Source organism: Halorubrum sp. Hd13 (assembly GCF_002252755.1).
Lineage (GTDB): Archaea > Halobacteriota > Halobacteria > Halobacteriales > Haloferacaceae > Halorubrum.
In genome coordinates this window covers 93,332-110,667 of sequence record NZ_NHOY01000005.1, presented here as the reverse complement: position 1 = coordinate 110,667, position 17,336 = coordinate 93,332, and the positions used below count along the sequence as shown (strand labels likewise).

The following is a 17,336-nucleotide window of genomic DNA, read 5'->3' as shown; positions in this document are numbered from 1 at the left end:
GGCAACGTCCCCATCCTCTGGGCGCTCGGCGGCATGTTCGTCGGCGCGTACCTCCAGGGGTACTGGCGGAGCAGGACCCGGGCGCGTGACGCCGCCGCGGCGGGCGCGGACTGACCCGCCCACCCGCAGATGGACCCCGTTCTTTTCGCGCTCTTCATCGGTGCAGCAGTGGCCAGCCTGTTCATGTCGTGGGTCATCGGCGCCGGGTCGAGCGGCGCGACGCCGTTCGCCCCCGCCGTCGGCGCGAACGCCATCGGGACGATGCGCGCCGCTCTCCTGGTCGGAGCCTTCGGGTTCACGGGTGCCGTCACGCAGGGGAGCAACGTCTCGGAAGCCGTCGGGAGCGGCCTCGTCGGCGACATCAGCCTCCCCGTCGCCGGCGTCATCCTGGTGTTAGCGCTGGGCGCGGGGTTGATGGCGGTCGGCATCACGACGGGGTACCCCATCGCGACCGCGTTCACGGTGACCGGCGCGGTCATCGGCGTCGGTCTCGCGCTCGGCGGGACCCCGGTCTGGGCGAAGTACCGGCAGATCGCCCTCGTCTGGACGTTGACGCCGTTCGTCGGCGGGGGCATCGCGTTCGGGATCGCGAGCCTCCTGCCGCGTCCCGGGGTCCCCGAGCGGTACTGCGTTCCGGCGCTCGCCGGTCTCGTCGGCGCCGTCCTCGTGAACGTCCGGTTCAGCTTCCTGGGCGACGGGAGCGCCTCGGGGACCGTCCGCGGTCTCGGACAGCGGGCGCTGGAGGTCGACGGCCTCGCGTCGGGGGTCGCCGTTACCGGCGTCGCCGCGCTGGTCGTCGCCGCCGTCGTCTGGTGGGACATCGGGCGCGACGAGCGCGCCGGGCTCCGGCGCGTGTTGCTCGCGCTCGGCTCGCTCGTCGCGTTCTCCGCGGGAGGTAGTCAGGTCGGGCTGGCCGTCGGGCCGCTGTTACCCCTGCTCGACGAGGTCGGGACGATTTCGACGTTCACCGTGCTCGTCGGCGGGGGGCTGGGGATGCTCGTCGGGTCGTGGACGGGCGCACCGCGGATGATCAAGTCCCTCGCGCAGGACTACTCGTCGCTCGGGCCGCGACGCTCGATCTCGGCGCTCGTTCCGTCGTTCCTGATCGCGCAGCTGGCCGTCCTGCTCGGCGTTCCGGTGTCGTTCAACGAGATCGTCGTCAGCGCCATCATCGGGAGCGGCGCCGCCGTCGGCGGCCGGGACGCGGTCGACCTCCGGAAAATCGGTGTGACGGTGGGAGCGTGGGCGGGGTCGTTCGGGGTCTCGTTCGCGCTCGCGTACGCGGCCGCGTCTCTCCTCCTCTGAAATCGGCCGTCACTGTATTCTGACGTCGACCGCCGCTTCGCTTCGAGCGCAGCCGTCACCGCCGCGCGTGCGACCGATGTCCCGCGCGTGCGCCGACCGGTCGTCTGGACCGGCGAGCGCAGTACGTTACGCATAAGTTATGAATGGTCGGCCCGAGGTTATTCGGATATAGTATTGTGCGATAATCCCAAAACCGTTATAGGCGTGAACCGGGTAGAGTGAGTTGAACAGAAATGTGCCAACAGCGAATTTCCAACTGCGAAGACCGGGGGACGGATCGATGTCAGGGTTAGAGATTCCCACGTGGGACCCGGAGACGGCCATGCTCATCGGCGCGATCCTCTTGGAAGCGATCGTGCTGTACGTGGGTTACGGCGGGATCGAGCGCCTCTTCGGGCCCCGCTTCATGCGACTCCTAATCGGAGGCGAAGAGGATGCTCAGTAGCCTCTCCGACGGACTCGGCCTCCTCGGGACGAGCCCGGAGATGGCGGCGCTGTTCGTCGGCTTCGGCCTCGTCGTCGGCGTCCTGTTCGGGTTCTTCGGGATGGGCGGGTCGTTCCTCGTTACCCCCGCCCTGCTGATGCTGGACTACCCGGCGCCCGTCGCGGTCGGTAGCGGGATGGCGTTCGTCTTCGGGACGGCCGTCATCGCGACGTTGAAACACCACGACCTCGGGCAGGTCGATTACAAGCTCGGCGCGATCATGATCACCGGGACGACCGTCGGTATCGAGGCCGGCCGCGCCAGCGTCTACTACCTCGAATCGCTGGGACTCGCCGGCGGCGTCATCAGCGTCGCCTACGTCGCCCTGCTCGGCGGCGTCGGGGCGATGGTCACCCGTGACGCCCTGAAAAACGACGACGGCGGCGGCATCGACCACGAGGCGGCCGACCGCGACCTCAGCGAGTACGAGATCCCCGAGATCGCGAAGACGATTCAGCGGACGGTCCGGATTCCGCCGATGGTGACGCTCCGCGGCGACGTCCGCGTCTCCGCGTGGGTCATCACGGCCGTCGCCTTCGCGACCGGCCTCCTGTCCGGGTTCCTCGGCGTCGGCGGCGGCTTCATCCGGATGCCGGCGATGATCTACGCGATCGGCGTCCCGGTTCCCGTCGCCGTGGGAACGGACCTGTTCGAGATCGTCTTCTCCGGCGGGCTCGGAAGCTACCTCTACGGACAGGGCGGCGGCGTCGACCTCGGCATCGTCGTCCCGCTGCTGTTCGGGAGCGCGCTCGGCGCCCGCGTCGGCTCCGCCGCGACCGCCGTCGTCGACTCCGACGGCATCAAGGTGTACTTCGGCGGGATGCTGCTCGCCGGCGCCATCGCGGTCGGCATCGGCGAGATCGGGTCCTACATCGGGAACTCGCTCATGGAGACGGTCGGACTGGTCCTCGTGATCGGCGCGGCCGTCGTCGTCGCCGCCGCGGTCATCTACACGTCGGTCGTCTCGCTGCGGACGACGCGCGGCCGACAGACGGCGACGACGGACTGAACGCGGCCGCTCTGGTCGAGGCCGGCCGTCGACTCACGCGACGAGCCGTCGCGGACCCGCCGTTGCGGACCCGTCGTCGCTCCGCGACCCGACGAAGCTAGCGCACAATTGTGTAATCTATACACAAGTCTTTTAAGAGCTCACGGCATACGGATAGGTAACAAAATGCCAGATTCGATGTCCGAACAACTCCAGCGGGACATGGTGTGCGAAGGGCTCTTAGAGTGTTTCCACGGACTCAAACAGCTCGACAAGCGGGTTTTCCAAGAGCTCGTCCAGACCGAAACGCCGCTGACGATCGACGAAATTGCCGACGAAGTCGACCGCGAGCGCTCGACCGCGTATCGGGCCGTGCAACGGCTCCTTCAGGCGGGCTTCATTCAGAAGGAACAGGTGAACTACGATCAGGGCGGGTACTACCACGTCTACAGGCCGACCGACCCGGAGAAGGTCGCCGACGACATGCAGCGGATGCTCAACGACTGGTACGCGAAGATGGGTCAGCTCATCCAGGAGTTCGAGGACAAGTACGAGCAGGTGGAGACCTCGTCTCCGGCCGCCGAGAGCTGACGTCGACGCGACCCGATCGTCCGAAACGAGACCATTCGACTCTTCGAAGCCGACCGATCTCCGACGCCGACTTCCGGGCTACGCGCGAGTATCGCCGGGAACACCGCGGAGGCGTCTGTCTGACGGCTCCGATCTGACGGTATAGTCTTTCAAATACAATACCGAGTCGGAGACGCGGCGACGTGATCGAGCGCGGAGCGCGCAGCGGTGCGAGCCTCGACTCGCAGACACGCCGCCGAAGGCGGCCGATGGCGCCCCGAGATCGGCCCGCCCCGAAGCCGGTGGCTCGCGTTCGAAGCGATGGCCACTTGAGACAACAGTCGCCGGTAAAAAGACGAACCCATTTTCGCATAATTGTCAGAATAAAATTTATGATAGTAATATTATACCTCTGCGTCACGTTCGATTCGGTCGAGGTCCGTATACGGATACTATAATAAATATATTTATTTGGCATAAATATTAAGATATAGTATAAATTAGTTTTGATACCACACATATTTCCAACTGTTCTAAAATCGAGACCAGAGACGGGAGGAACGATCTAGGCCGCTGGTCCGAACGAGATCGAGAGCGGTCAAAAGGCGTTGAAAGACCGGTAGTTGCGGTTCTCGTGCGAAGCGTATCCGAGTGTGATCGAGCCCAGAAACGCAGCGCTGATACGGCCGTCTAATAATATTTCTTATATATTTAGGAAAAAGTCAGATATACTATCTTATATCGAAACGCATAGCGCGGTCGGAGCGGGCGATAGGAGGCCATTCCTAGAAGGGAGAACGACCGTCGGTAACTAAACCCATCAATCCGACAGTGTTCACTCGACCGGGACGATGGTCACCGGAATTGACGACTCGAGCGCAACCGACTGAGTGACGCTCCCGAAGAGCGCTTTACCGGCCGGTGAGCGTTTTCGTCCGCACAGCACGACCTCGTCCGCGTCTAACTCGTCCGACATATCCACGATCGACTCCGCAACCGGAACGTACAATTCCCTCTGTTCTGTCGCGATGCCGGCGGCAGAGAGGATGTCCGTTGCTTCGATCACGCCCGGGCTCTCCTCGTCGAAACTGTCATCGCCTGTAGTGCTCGGATCGTCGTGATAGGCGTGAGCGACCGTCACGCGTAGCTCGTCCGTCTCGCCGGGAAGTCCCGAGACGTACCGGGCCTGAGCGGCTGCCCGATCGGTGTTGTCGTCTACCGGGAGTAGGATCTCATACATCGCATGAGAGATACTAGCGTGCGGTGATAAGCGTGACGCTCCCCGGTACGTACGCGCTCACGGCGCGCGCGCACTTCGAGGAGTTCGGCGGGACGCGAGCGGACCTCGCCGCGACCGCGGTGAAGAACCACCGGAACGCCCCCGGAAACGACATGGCCCAGTTCCAGAAGGAGATATCCACGACCGACGTCCTCGAAGCGCCGACCGTCGCTGACCCGCTCGGACTGTGCGACGCCCGTCCGATCACCGACGGGGCCATTGCGCGTGTCCTCGTCAGCGAGGCGTACGCGGCGCATCACGACCTGAACGAGTCAGTCGCCATCACGGAACCGGACGGGAGACCGACTCGCTCGCCTTACAGCTCCGAGAGTCGCTCACGCGGACCCCGGCAACGACCCGAGCGGCGACGGTCGCCTACGACGACGCCGGGGTTACCGCGGCCGACGTCGAATTGCCTGAAGTTTCAGCGGTCCCGGCAGCACTATACCGTCTCATTCTCATGGTAGCGCTATGCAACGCACTCTCGAGGAGCTGACACCGAGCGTCGCCGAGTCGGCCTTCGTCTCGGAACAGTCGTACCTGATCGGCGACGTCGTGGTCGGCGACCGCGCGAGCCTCTGGCCGTTCACCTGTCTTCGGGGAGACGGCGGGTCCACGGTCGTCGGCGAGGAGGCGAACGTCCAGGAGTTCACGATGCTCCACGGTGCGATCATCGGCGACGAGGTCACTGTGGGCCACAACGCCGTCGTCGACTACGCGACCGTCGAGGACCACTCCCTCGTGGGGATGGGGAGCCGCGTCCTCCGGGACGCGACGGTCGAGTCCGACTGCATCGTCGCCGCCGGCGCGGTGGTCCTCCAAGAGCAGACGATACCGGAGGGACACCTCGCCTACGGCGCCCCGGCCGAGACGAAACCCCTCACGGACGCCCAACGCGACGAGATCGACCGCGTCCACCGGCACTACGTCGACCTCGGCCGTCGGTACAAAGCGGCCGGGGGGTTCGAGTGACCGAGACCATCAGTGGTCGGAACGATCGGGCGGTCGACTGAGACCGTCGACCGGCACGTCTCGACGATCCCGCCGCGGTGACCCCGATATTTTATATCTATTGCTGCAGCATCCTTCAGGTACGCAACCATGACAGAGGATATCCAGCAAGAGTCATCGATCATCCACGAGCCGAGCCGGGAGTTCGTCAAGTCGACAAACGTCTACGAGTTCATGCAGACGTACGATATCGACGACTACGACGAACTCGTCCGTCGAACAACGGAAGAGGTCGACGGCGTCGAAGCGTCGGGCGTCGAGTGGTTCTGGGACACCATGCCAGAGTATCTCGGTATCGATTTCTATGAGCCGTACGACACGGTCCGTGACGACACCGACGGTCCGCAGTTCTCGGAGTGGTACCCCGGCGGTGAGATCAACCTCGCACACAACGTAGTGGATCGCCACGCCGCCGTCGACTCCGAGGCGAGAAACAACGTCGCGTGTCTCTTCGAGGGCGAACCGGGCGACGTCAGGGAAGTGACGTACCACGAACTCGCTCGTCAGTCGAACAAGGTGGCGAACTACCTCGAATCGGTCGGCGTCGAGACCGGCGACACCGTCGGGATGTATATGCCGATGGTCCCGGAAGTCATCTCGATCCTGTACGGCTGTTTCAAGGTCGGCGCCGTCGCGGTCCCGATATTCTCCGGGTTCGGCGTCGAGGCCACGGCCACGCGCATCGACGACTCGGAGTGTTCGGTGCTGTTCACCGGCGACGGGTTCTACCGACGCGGCGAGCCGCTCACGCTCAAAGGGGCGGCCGACGACGCCATCGAGGACGCGGGACACGTCGAACACACCGTCGTCTACGACCGCATCGGCGACGAAGCCGAGGTCCCGATGGGGGCGCGCGACGAGTGGTGGGACGACGCGATCGAAGACCGCGACGACGAGTACGACACCAAGTCGCTCCCCGCCTCACAGGAGTCGATGCTGCTGTACTCGTCGGGGACGACCGGCAAACCGAAGGGCATCGTACACACCCACGCCGGCGTGCAGCTGCAGTGTGCCAAGGAAATCTACTTCGGCTTCGACCACAAGCCCTCGGACCGCTTCTTCTGGGTCTCCGACATCGGGTGGATGATGGGGCCGTGGACGCTCATCGGCAACCACACGTTCGGCGGGACGGTGTTCATGTACGAGGGCGCGCCCGACCACCCCGAACCCGACCGGTTCTGGGAGATGATCGACCGACACTCGCTGTCGACGTTCGGCATCTCGCCGACGGCCATCAGGGCGCTGCGCAAACACGGCGACGAGTGGGTGGAGGGACACGACCTCTCGTCGATACGCCTCCTCGGCTCGACCGGCGAACCGTGGGACCCCGAATCGTGGCAGTGGTTCTACGAGCACGTCGGGGGGAGCGAGGCCCCGATAATCAACATTTCCGGGGGCACCGAGATCTGCGGCTGTTTCCTCATGCCGATGCCGACCCAGCCGCTGAAGCCCACGTCGCTCGGTGGTCCGGGGCTGGGAATGGACATCGACATCGTCGACGAGGCCGGCAGTTCCGTCGCCGACAGTCACGAACGCGGCTTTCTCGTCGCCCGCGACTCCTGCCCGTCGATGACGAAGTCGCTGTGGTCCGGCGACGAGCGCTACCTGAACGAGTACTGGTCGACGTGGGACGACCTCTGGGATCACGGCGACTTCGCCCAGAAGGACGAAGACGGCTTCTGGTTCCTCCACGGACGGGCCGACGACGCACTCAACGTCGCGGGCCGGAAGGTCGGTCCCGCCGAGATAGAGGGCGTTCTCACCGAACACGAGGCCGTGAACCAGGCCGCAGCCGTCGGCGTCCCAGACGAGACGACCGGAACCGCGGTCGTGACGTACGTCGTCCTCGAAGACGGCTACGACGGAAGCGACGACCTGCGCGGCGAACTGTCGGCGCTCGTCGGCGAGGAACACGGCAAACCGTTCCGCCCGCGTGAGATCCTCTTCGTCTCCGACTTCCCGAAGACGCAGTCGGGCAAGGTGATCCGACGGGCCATCTCGTCGCTCTACCAGGGCGAAGAGCTGGGCGACATGTCGAGCATCGAGAACCCCGAGGCGCTCGACGAGATCGAAGCGGCGTCGTAACGGGAGGCGGTGGACAGACTGCGGCGACCGCGGGGTATCATTTTCGCGGACGTCGTCGCTCAGGGCGATCTGCGTGAGCACGTAAAGAACGTGGAGTCGACGGGTCGAAGGGTCGACTCGGCCGATTCGGCTCCTGCAGTCAGTCGGACCGCTCGGCGTAGGGCGTAACGCCGGCGGCTTCCATCTGATCGTGGAAGCGCTTCCGTCTGGCCTTTCGCTGCTCGGTCGACATCCGGTCGTTGGTCCAGATTTGGCCGCTGGTGTCCTGGTGGACCTCACAGCTGTCGACCTCGTCGAGTGCCTCGACGCGCTCGCGCACCTCGTCGTTGATATCGAGGAAGTACGTGCACCGCTGTGAGGTCAAGAGGAGGGTTACCTCCACGTCGCGGTCGTCGACGGAGATAGACTCGACGAGACCTAGATCGAGGATGCTGATCGGATGATCGCTCATACAGCTACAGGGGTCGAGTACCTCGTCGAGTTCGGCTTTAATCCGTGTTTTGCGCTCGTCGTCGAACTCCGTGTCCGGAGTGACGTGCGTGGCCGCTTCCGTTCGCGCGTATGGGTCGGTGTGTGCAGACATGATCAGTCGTCGGACGCGAGCGCCGAGTCGGCCTCGTAAGTCGACCAGGGCTCGGCGGGGTAGTCGCCGCTCTCTTCGCGCTCATCCCGGAGCTGGTCCCACTTGTCGCCCTTGATGTCTTTTTTAATCTGCTCTGGGTCCTTATCGAGGAGGCGCAGCGCGTTCTTTCCGAGGATTTTCTCTTTCATGTCCTTGGTGACTTCGGGGTAGTCGTAGTCTTCGATGAGGTCCTCGGGCATCTCGAAGTTCCAGATGCCGTCGATGGGGGGCTGCGGATGCAGCGCCGTCGCGCCGCCGGCGTAGACGATGCGGTCCGGTCCGGCCCAGTAGAGCATCTCACCGAGCGCCTTCGCGAACTTCCGCGGGCGGGTGTTGACGAGACACGCCGTGTTCTCGAGATTGGCGTAAACGTTGTCGTGGCTCGCCATCGCGAGGACGGTCTCCTCGACGAACGAGAAGCCCGCGTGGATGATCTCGAAGTTGATGTCGGGGAACGAGTTGGCGGCGTCTTCGATGTCGTCCGGTTTGAAATAGCGGACGGGCGCCGTCGCGAACGGGATGAACTTGTGAATCGCTAGCGTGTCGACCTCCGAGTCGGCGACCCGCTGGAGGAGGGGCCAGACGGCGTCTTCGGTCAGCTGGAGCGAGAGGTCGTTGCCGTTCTGGTAGCGCGCGGGATAGAACTTGATGCCCTCGACCCCGTCTTTCGCGGCGAACTCCTCTATCTGGTCGCCCGCGTCGTCTTCGAGGGGGTTGACGTCGACGTACATCGACACGCGCTCTTGATTCTGCTCCATGAACTCGAACCCCTTCTCACGGGACACGTAGCCGTCGTGGAAGTAGTCGTCGAGCGGCAGCGAGTGGTACACCGAGTAGTCGATCTGACTCTCCAAAAAGAGGAGCCGAGCGAGCTCTTCGGGCTGGTGATCGCGGTAGAAGACCTCTTCGGACGGCACGTACCCGTCCGGGAGGATCTTCGCCCCCATCTCGTACGTCTCGTCGTCCCAGACCTGTGCGTGCGGGTGTTTGTGATTCTCCGGCGTGTGGTTGAAGCAGTGTGACACGGAGTCCACTACAAGTGAGCCACTGTCTAACATCTCGTGTGGTAGGACAGATGAATCATTAATAAACATTTGGGTTAGCGGCGGGAAGCGTGTGTGCGTTGACGGTGCGCGATTGAGCCGGGATACGGACAACTGGGCCGGAGCCCGAGAAACACTTATCTGAGCGGCAGTAGCAGCTTCATCCGTTATGTCCGAGCGTCTGCAAGGGAAGACGGCACTGGTCACCGGCGGCTCCTCCGGCAACGGACGGGCGATCGCTCGACGGTTCGCCGAGGAAGGGTCGAACATCACCGTCGCGGACGTCCGCGACGACCCGCGAATGGGCGGTGAGCCGACACACGATCTCATCGAGGCCGGTGGCGGAAACGCCCAATTCGTCCACTGCGACGTCAGCTCGGTCGACGACCTCCACGAGGCGGTCGACGCCACCGTCGAAGCGTTCGGATCGCTGGACGTGATGGTCAACAACGCCGGCGTCGAGCGTCAAAAGCCCTTAGCGGACGTCACAGAGGAGGACTACGAGTGGCTCATGGACATCAATCTCAAGGGCGTGTTCTTCGGGAGCCAAGCGGCCGTCGAGGTGATGCGCGAGCAGGACGAGGGGGGGAGCATCATCAACATGTCCTCGATCGGCGGCATCCGCGGCTTGGAGAACTCCTCGCTGTACTGTACCTCGAAAGGCGGGGTGACGAACTTGACCCGGGAGTTAGCCGTCGAGCACGGCGAACATGACATCCGCGTCAACGCCCTCAATCCGGGGTTCATCGAGACGGCGATGACGATGGAGGACGGTGACACGGCCGGCGGCATTCTCGATCAGACGCCGCTGGGGCGGGCGGGCCAACCCGAGGAGGTCGCGGACGCGGCGCTGTTCCTTGCGAGCGACGAGTCGTCGTTCGTCACGGGCCACAATCTCGTCATGGACGGCGGCTTCACCGCCTGAATCGGGAGGGGGTGAGCAACACTTATTATTTCGTACCCGCGACATCTGTGTGCATGCTTCACGCAGAGGGACCCCTCTTAACGGTCGACGTCGGCGATCGCTCGACGGAAACGACCGACATCGACGAAATAAACGAAACGTTCATCGGCGGGCGCGGCGTCGCGACGCGGCTCGCGCACGATCGACTCCCGTTCGACGCCGACCCGCTGGGCGCGGCAAACCGGCTCTACTTCGCTACTGGACCCATGCAGTCGTCGACCATGTCGTTCACCGGTCGGATGAACTGCACGGGTATCTCGCCGCTCACAGGCGGGCTACTCTCGTCGAACGCCGGCGGGTTCATGTCGCGCAACTTCGCTGCGACGGGCTACAGCGCCGTCGAACTCGTGGGCGCGAGCGACGAACTCGTCGTCGTTCACGTCACCGACACCGGCGTCGAGTTCGAACCCGTCCCGGACCTCGCTGGCGCGACGGTACCGGAAACGGTCGAGTATATCGAGACGGAACACGGCATGGAGAGCGAACACGTCGCCTGTATCGGCCCCGGCGGGGAAAATCGAGTCCGCTTCGCCTCCATCATGACCTCGGAGTCGAGAGCGTTCGGCCGCGGGGGGCTGGGCGCCGTCCTCGGGGCCAAGGGGGTCAAGGCGATCACGTTCGACGGCGATTCGAGCCCGGAGATCGAGATCCCCCCCATCCAGACGGACGTCCACCGCGACGCGGCCACCGCCGACCACATCATGAAACGGCAGGGGACGACGTCGGTGACCGAACTGGCCAACGAGGTGTCGGCCCTGCCGACGAGGTATTTCTCCGAGCTGCAGTTCGAGGGAGTCGAAGGGATCAACGGGGACCGAGTCGAGGAAAAGAAGTTCAAGAAAGCGACCTGCTCGTCGTGCGCGTTCGCCTGTAAGCTCCCGACGAAAGACGAGGAACGAGGCGTCGAGACGGAGGGACCGGAGTTCGAGACGGTGATGTCGTTCGGGTCGAACGCCGGCGTCGACGATATCGTCGACGTGATGCAGTCGAACGAGCTGTGCGATAGGTACGGACTGGACAGCATCACCTGCGGGAACGTCGTCTCCGCCTACTTGGCGAGCGAAGGGGAGTTCGGGAACACGGAGCTGATCTTCGAGATGGTCGAGAAGATCGCTCATCGAGAGGGCGTCGGCGACCTCCTCGCAGAGGGGATCGACCGGTTCCACCAGGAGTTAGGCGTCGAGAACTGGACCGTGAAAGGGCTCGACTTCGCCGCCCACGACGGCCGCACGCTGAACGGCCAGGGGCTGTCGTACGCGACGGCCACGAGGGGCGCAGACCACATGTTTACCACGATGTACGCGTGGGAGTATCCCCTGGTCGACGGCGAGGAGGCGTACGATCCCACGGGCCTCGAGGGGAAACCCGAGATGGTCATCGAGCAGGAGAACGCCCGCGCGCTGGAGGACTGCGGGATCATCTGTCGCTTCTCGCGGAGTTTCATGACGCCCGAACGGCTCGAGGGACTGTTCTCGACCGACTACGAGACGCTCTTAGCGGTCGGATCGAAGGTCGTCGACCTCGAACGACACTTCAACAATCATCGCGGCGTCGACCGTGAAGACGACGCGCTCCCCTACTCGCTGCCGAACTTCGAAGCGGCGCTCGACGAGTATTACGAGCGCCGCGGCTGGACCGACGAGGGCACCGTCCCGAGCGGGCACGTCGATACCGCCGTGAGCGCCGACTGACCGTTTTCTCGCTCTTTTTTCCGGGGAGCGCCCGGCGACTTGGATTCTGGATCGGTGACGGACGCTCCGTAGCCGATGGCGCAGACGGAGACGGACTCGTCGCCGCCGTGGATCGAACGGGCGTACTCCAGCGCGCGTTGCCCGTCGCGGGTCGTCGGACGCGGCGGGCGTCTCGTTTCGTTCCGGACGCGACTGAGAGGCGCGAACGGACGGGTCACGCGGGAAGGCGAAGGCGGAAAAAAGGGGAACCGGGACGCGACGTTCTACTTCACCACGTCGATCTTCTCGCGGTCGATCGACAGGGCCACCGCCCCGACCACCACGAGTCCGAGGATTATCTCCTGGACGAACGAGTCGATGCCGAGCAGGTTCATGCCGTTGTTCAGCACCGCGATGACGAGCACCCCCAGAATAGTTCGGTGCGGCCCACCGACACCGCCGGTCAGGGCCGTCCCGCCCATGACGATGGCGGCGATGCTGGGGAGCAAGAGCCCGCTCCCGATGTTCGGAGAGGCCGACGAGATACGCAGCGTCAGCAAGACGCCGGCGGTCCCACAGAGCAGTCCCGACAGTACGAACGGGTAGATCTTGTAGCGGTCGACCTTCGCACCGGCCAGTTCGACGACGCGCTCGTTCTCGCCCAGCGCGAAGCAGTACCGGCCGAACTTCGTCCGGAACGCGAGGACGATGGTGCCGACGTAGATGAGCAGCCCCCAGAGCACGAGGTTGGGGATACCCAAGACCTCGCCGTTCGAGATGGTTCGGATGGCGGGGTTCCGGAACGTAATGGTCGACCCGCCTGTGATGATCTTCCCGACCCCGGCCATCACCGAGAGCGTCCCGAGCGTGACGAGAAACGAAGGGACCTTGAGCTTCGTGAAGATGATACCGTTGAACAGGCCAGCAAGCATCCCGGCACCGATGGCGATCGGGATGGCTAAGAGGCCCAAGCCGAACTGCGAGATCAGGACGACGGTCACAACGCCCGTCAGTAGCACGATCGACTCGACAGAGAGGTCGATGCTTTGCTGGAGAATCGGGAAGGTCCCCGCAAGCGCCACCAACAACAGCGTGACGGCGTTTTTCGCGACGTTGTCGAGCAGGTTGGCCTCGGTTAGGAAGCGGTCCGTCGTGAACGAGAACGTGAGTATCAGCCCGAACAGCATGACGAACGGGCCCAAGTCTTGTATCCAGTCGTGGAGCGTGCGCTGTTCTCGCTGGTCGGTGATCCACTCGCTGACGCCACTTGTACTCATTGTCAGATCATCTCCTGTATCAGGTCTTGTTCGGTCGGTTTGTTCCCCGGCGAGGCGTCTATGGGCTCGCCGACGAACTCTCCGTTCGCCATCACGGCGATGCGGTTGGACATACCGATGACCTCGGGCAGCTCGTCGCCGATGAAGACGATCGAGACGCCTTGGTCGGTCAGCTCACGGCAGAGACGGTACACCTCCTCTTTGGCACCGACGTCGATGCCTCGGGTCACGTTGTCCATCACGAGTATCGGCGTCTCTTGGGCCAGCCAACGGGCGATGACGACCTTCTGCTGGTTCCCACCGCTCAGGCCGTGAACCAGCGCGTCGGGGCCCGGCGTCTTGATCGACAGCTCCTCGATGGCGTCGACGGTCGCCTGCCGTTCGGCGTCGAGGTCGAGCAACGGCACGTTGCCGTTCATGTCCCGGACCATCGCGAGAGAGGTGTTGACCAACACCGACTGGTAGAGCAACAGGCCCTCTGACTTCCGGTCTTTCGGAATGTAGCCGACGCCCGCGTCGACCATATCCGACACCGTCGGGCTCTGCAGGGTGGTGTCGCCGACCGACACCGAGCCTTCGGTTATGGCGAGGTCGCCCGCGAGCAGGCGACCCAACTGCTGTTTTCCCGAGCCCTCGACGCCGACGATCCCGAATATCTCGCCCTCACGGACGGAAAGCGAGATTGGCCCGACCGTGTCACCGTGGACCGCGCCGTCGACGGTCAGGGCCGTCTCGCCGAGTTCGGTGTCGCGCTGCTGGTCGGGGACCCGGTAGTACTCGTCGGCGGTCTCCCGGCCGACCATCGCCTTCTGCAGCGTCTCTGTGGTGGCGTCGGCCGTCGCCATGTCCGCCACGCGCTCGCCGTCTTTGAGAACGTAGATCCGGTCGGATATCTGCAGCACCTCGTCGAGCTCGTGGGAGACGAAGACGAACGTCGCCCGGTCCCGCAGGTCGTTCACGAGGTCGAAGAGGATCTGGCGGCCGCTCTCCTCGAGCGCGGCCGTCGGTTCGTCGAGGAGGATGACGGGATTCTCGGACTTCTGTGAGACGTGAAACGCCTTCGCGATCTCGAGCATCTGGCGCTCGTTGAACGAGTAGTTGCGGACGCGCTCGTCCACGTCGATATTGATGCCCAAGTCATCGACGAAGGCCTGCGCCTCCTTACGCATCTTCTCTTTCTCGAGCACTCCGAGGCGTTCGAGCTCTCGCCCGAGATAGAGATTCTCGTACCCCCGCATGGTCTTGATGATGTCCTGCTCTTGATGGACGAGCGAGACACCGTAGTTCGCCGCTTCACGCGGGTTCGTGAACGTGACCGCTTCCCCGTCGACGAACAGCTGTCCCTCGTCGGCCTGCAACACGCCGGTCAGGATGTTCAGAAGTGTGCTCTTGCCCGCGCCATTTTCTCCGACCAGCCCGATGACCTCGCCGTGGTCGACGGCCAGCGACACGTCTTTGAGGGCCTGCACGTGGCGGAACGACTTCGAGATACCCTCGACGCGAAAGCTGTGGTCGCCCCCGTCAGTCGGGTCGGGTTGGCCCGCGTCCGTCGCGTTGGTATGTGTCTGTGATGCCATGGGGGATTTTGACAAGGATTATTTGAGCGGATTCGACTGGAATCGGTCCACGTACTGCTGCGCCGTCTCCTCTTGAACCGCGCTATCGGTGTACGCGCCCGGGAGCGAATAGCCGCTCGGTTTGTCGTCTTCTTTCCAGTCGAGAACCTCTTTCATGCCGTCGAGGCTCATTGGCTGCATGTCGATCTGTGGGTCCCAAGCGTCCTCGCCGGACTCGACGACGGACATCTTTTTCCAGTCGTAGGGCGTCTCGCCCGAGAAGATCGCTTCGTTGTAGTCGGCGGCGTCGACGACCGGGAGCCGGTCGATCGTGTCGGTCCAGTCGTCGGGGTTCTTCACGCAGACCGGCGCGTTGAACGACATCATCTTCTCCGCGTCGCTGAGCGTGTGTCCGTTGAGGAAGTCGTGACACTTCGCGACCGACCAGCCGGCCTGCCACGGGCCCATGCCCGAGACGGTGCCGGTCATCCGATCCTCGTCGATGGCCGCGAGTCCGGGCTCGCTGGCGTCGATGCCGACGACGGGGACGTCGATGTCGTTCTCCTCGAGGACGGTGATTCCACCGAGCGCGACGGCGTCGTTCTGGCCGAAGAAGCCGCCGATTTCGTCGCCGAACTGGGAGACCTTGTCGTTCATGACCGACCGAGAGTCAGAGCGAATCCAGTTGCCCGGCTGGCGTGGCCCCGCCATTTCGATGTCGGGGTACTCCTGCATCGCCAGATCGACGCCCTTGTTCCGGCCGATGTTCGGGGCCGTCCCTCGGTTCCCCTCGATGTGAACGAACTTCCCGCTGCCGTCCATCGACTCGAACAGCATCTTCGCGGCGCTGTACGCGTGGTTGACGAAGTGCGGCGTGAAGAACGTCACGTACTCCCCGCCGGCGTCCTGCGGGACGTACCAGTCGGCGATGGTGACGGCGAGGACACCGGGGGTTCCCGCCTCCACCAGCGTCTCCGCCAGCGTGATCGCGGCAGCGTTGGTGTACGTCTGGCCGACGATGAAGTCGGCGTCGTTAGAGACCGCCGAATCGAACTGTTGCTGCTGCGTCTGGACCTCGCCGTTGTTCGTCTGGACGTTCGTGTCGTAGCCGAAGGCCTCGCACGCCTCCAGGTAGCCTTTCTCCCAGCTGAGCCAGTAGGAGTTCTGTCGGTTTGCGATGGACGCCATCGATGTCATCGAGCCATCGGATCCGTCCGAGCCGTTCGAGCCGTCCGAGGACGAGCCGTCCCCACCCGATGAGCCGTCACCGCCCGAGTTTCCGGTACATCCCGCGAGACCACCCAATGCGATCGCGGACCCGCCGACGGTGGTTTTCTTCATAAACCGGCGTCTCGTCTGGTTGGTGCTATCTTGTGCCATGTTTGCGTCAATAGGGTGTGGAGAGTCACCGGTTATATAGTTTATGATCGATCATACGATACACTTCCTTAGTCATCCCTCTCGCCGGGCGCGGTCCGTTCCTGCTGGCTTATGCACCGAGATTCGTCAGTCCGTCACAGGGCGTCGCTACGGCGAATCGTCAGTACATCACTTTGCCTGCCGAGACGTTGAGATCCTGTCCGGTCATCCGATCGGCGTCGGTCGAACAGAGAAACGCGACAGTGTTCGCGACATCCTCTCTGTTTACCAGTTCGTGCCGGGGACTCTGATTTTCGGCGTCGGATCGGACCGCCTCGTAGGACCGACCGGTAGCCTCCGCTTTCTCTTCGAAGACGCGCCGGATGCGGGGCCCGTCGACCGATCCCGGACAGATCGCGTTGACGTTGATGTCGTGGTCGCCCACCTCGGCCGCGAGCGTTCGCGTGAAGCCGATGAGACCCATCTTCGCTGCCGCGTACGGTGTCCGCTGGGTGAGCGGCCGTTTCCCTGTCACCGAGGAGATGTTGACGATGCGGCCGTACGACTGTCGTTTCATCGAGGGAAGCAGCGTCCGGCAGGTGTAAAACGCTCCGCGGAGGTTCACGTCGAGCGTGGCGTCCCACTCGTCCGCGTCGATGGACTCGCACGGCGCAGTCGGTCCGGCGATGCCGGCGTTGTTAACGAGCCACTCCACGTTGCCGAACTCCTCGAGTGCGGTCTCGACCGTCGATTCGACGGAGTCGAGATCGGTGACGTCCGTCTCGAGCGCGCGGGCACGCCCGTTCTCGGCCTCGACGAGTTCGACGGTCTCCTGCATCTCGTCGGCGTTCAGGTCGGCGATGACGATATCGGCCCCGCATTGTGCCAGTTCGACGCAGATTGCTTGACCGATACCGCGACCGCCACCGGTAACCAGCGCTGTGCTATCTTGCTGCATACGCTCACATTCCGAACAGTGTTAATAAACATTAGGGTATTTCACCCAAACTGAGCCTCGCACGTGCAGACGCACTACCGAGCGACAGCCGTGAGTCCGGGAACTGTCGCGGGTCCGCGTTGCGTCACGAACCGGTCGTCTCAGGCGCGTCCCCGGAAGAATTAA

Annotated in this window: 16 protein-coding genes and 1 pseudogene; 10 read left to right on the top strand and 7 right to left on the bottom strand. The window is 63.8% G+C overall.

The window, feature by feature from the left end; translation table 11 throughout:
* The 5 genes and pseudogenes from DJ81_RS19530 to DJ81_RS01010 all read left to right on the top strand — a co-directional run.
* Positions 1-114 (top strand): annotated as a pseudogene (locus DJ81_RS19530) (YeeE/YedE family protein); the annotation flags it as partial.
* A 15-nt stretch (positions 115-129) separates the two neighbouring features.
* Complete coding sequence (locus DJ81_RS01020) at positions 130-1,305, top strand: inorganic phosphate transporter (RefSeq protein WP_094588020.1); 1,176 nt, start codon at positions 130-132, stop codon at positions 1,303-1,305.
* 280 nt (positions 1,306-1,585) lie between these two features.
* A complete protein-coding gene (locus DJ81_RS19020) occupies positions 1,586-1,750 on the top strand; it encodes a hypothetical protein (protein WP_170938209.1) in 165 nt (54 codons plus the stop codon).
* The gene (locus DJ81_RS01015) at positions 1,740-2,798 is read left to right on the top strand and encodes a sulfite exporter TauE/SafE family protein (RefSeq protein ID WP_094522093.1); all 1,059 of its coding nucleotides are present in this window, start codon (positions 1,740-1,742) and stop codon (positions 2,796-2,798) included. The genes DJ81_RS19020 and DJ81_RS01015 overlap by 11 nt, the downstream gene beginning before the upstream one ends.
* A gap of 165 nt (positions 2,799-2,963) precedes the next feature.
* Complete coding sequence (locus tag DJ81_RS01010) at positions 2,964-3,368, top strand: helix-turn-helix domain-containing protein (protein WP_094522094.1); 405 nt, start codon at positions 2,964-2,966, stop codon at positions 3,366-3,368.
* A gap of 814 nt (positions 3,369-4,182) precedes the next feature.
* On the opposite strand, the gene DJ81_RS01005 is transcribed toward DJ81_RS01010, so the two are convergent.
* Positions 4,183-4,587 carry a universal stress protein gene (locus DJ81_RS01005; protein ID WP_094558193.1) on the bottom strand — a complete coding sequence of 135 codons (405 nt, stop codon included), beginning with the start codon at positions 4,585-4,587 and terminating at the stop codon, positions 4,183-4,185.
* A 23-nt stretch (positions 4,588-4,610) separates the two neighbouring features.
* Here DJ81_RS01005 and DJ81_RS01000 point away from each other — a divergent pair, with 23 nt between their 5' ends.
* From DJ81_RS01000 to DJ81_RS00990, 3 genes are all read left to right on the top strand, one after another.
* The gene (locus DJ81_RS01000) at positions 4,611-5,093 is read left to right on the top strand and encodes a hypothetical protein (RefSeq protein ID WP_249269045.1); all 483 of its coding nucleotides are present in this window, start codon (positions 4,611-4,613) and stop codon (positions 5,091-5,093) included.
* 4 nt (positions 5,094-5,097) lie between these two features.
* Positions 5,098-5,598: a gamma carbonic anhydrase family protein gene (locus DJ81_RS00995; protein WP_094558192.1), complete on the top strand. Its 501-nt coding sequence runs from the start codon at positions 5,098-5,100 to the stop codon at positions 5,596-5,598.
* A gap of 129 nt (positions 5,599-5,727) precedes the next feature.
* The gene (locus DJ81_RS00990) at positions 5,728-7,722 is read left to right on the top strand and encodes an AMP-binding protein (protein WP_094588018.1); all 1,995 of its coding nucleotides are present in this window, start codon (positions 5,728-5,730) and stop codon (positions 7,720-7,722) included.
* Between the two features lie 139 nt (positions 7,723-7,861).
* Here the strand turns inward: DJ81_RS00990 and DJ81_RS00985 are convergent, their stop codons facing one another.
* Both DJ81_RS00985 and DJ81_RS00980 read right to left on the bottom strand, forming a co-directional pair.
* Positions 7,862-8,305, bottom strand: a complete 444-nt coding sequence (locus DJ81_RS00985; protein ID WP_094558190.1) for a metal-sulfur cluster assembly factor — start codon at positions 8,303-8,305, stop codon at positions 7,862-7,864.
* A 2-nt stretch (positions 8,306-8,307) separates the two neighbouring features.
* Positions 8,308-9,402: an amidohydrolase family protein gene (locus tag DJ81_RS00980; protein WP_094558189.1), complete on the bottom strand. Its 1,095-nt coding sequence runs from the start codon at positions 9,400-9,402 to the stop codon at positions 8,308-8,310.
* 154 nt (positions 9,403-9,556) lie between these two features.
* Between DJ81_RS00980 and DJ81_RS00975 the strand changes: the two genes are divergently transcribed.
* Entirely contained in the window at positions 9,557-10,312 is a 756-nt protein-coding gene (locus DJ81_RS00975; protein WP_094588016.1) for an SDR family NAD(P)-dependent oxidoreductase, read from the top strand.
* Positions 10,313-10,365: 53 nt separating this feature from the next.
* Positions 10,366-12,042 (top strand): aldehyde ferredoxin oxidoreductase family protein, encoded by a 1,677-nt coding sequence (locus DJ81_RS00970; protein WP_094588014.1) that lies wholly within the window; start codon positions 10,366-10,368, stop codon positions 12,040-12,042.
* Positions 12,043-12,305: 263 nt separating this feature from the next.
* Here the strand turns inward: DJ81_RS00970 and DJ81_RS00965 are convergent, their stop codons facing one another.
* The 4 genes from DJ81_RS00965 to DJ81_RS00950 all read right to left on the bottom strand — a co-directional run bounded on the left by DJ81_RS00965 (position 12,306) and on the right by DJ81_RS00950 (position 17,171).
* Positions 12,306-13,208 carry an ABC transporter permease gene (locus DJ81_RS00965; protein ID WP_094558724.1) on the bottom strand — a complete coding sequence of 301 codons (903 nt, stop codon included), beginning with the start codon at positions 13,206-13,208 and terminating at the stop codon, positions 12,306-12,308.
* Between the two features lie 92 nt (positions 13,209-13,300).
* Positions 13,301-14,875, bottom strand: a complete 1,575-nt coding sequence (locus DJ81_RS00960) for a sugar ABC transporter ATP-binding protein (RefSeq protein WP_094588012.1) — start codon at positions 14,873-14,875, stop codon at positions 13,301-13,303.
* 18 nt (positions 14,876-14,893) lie between these two features.
* Entirely contained in the window at positions 14,894-16,234 is a 1,341-nt protein-coding gene (locus tag DJ81_RS00955) for a sugar ABC transporter substrate-binding protein (protein ID WP_094558720.1), read from the bottom strand.
* 160 nt (positions 16,235-16,394) lie between these two features.
* Positions 16,395-17,171: an SDR family NAD(P)-dependent oxidoreductase gene (locus DJ81_RS00950; RefSeq protein ID WP_170938208.1), complete on the bottom strand. Its 777-nt coding sequence runs from the start codon at positions 17,169-17,171 to the stop codon at positions 16,395-16,397.
* Positions 17,172-17,336: the final 165 nt, after the last annotated feature.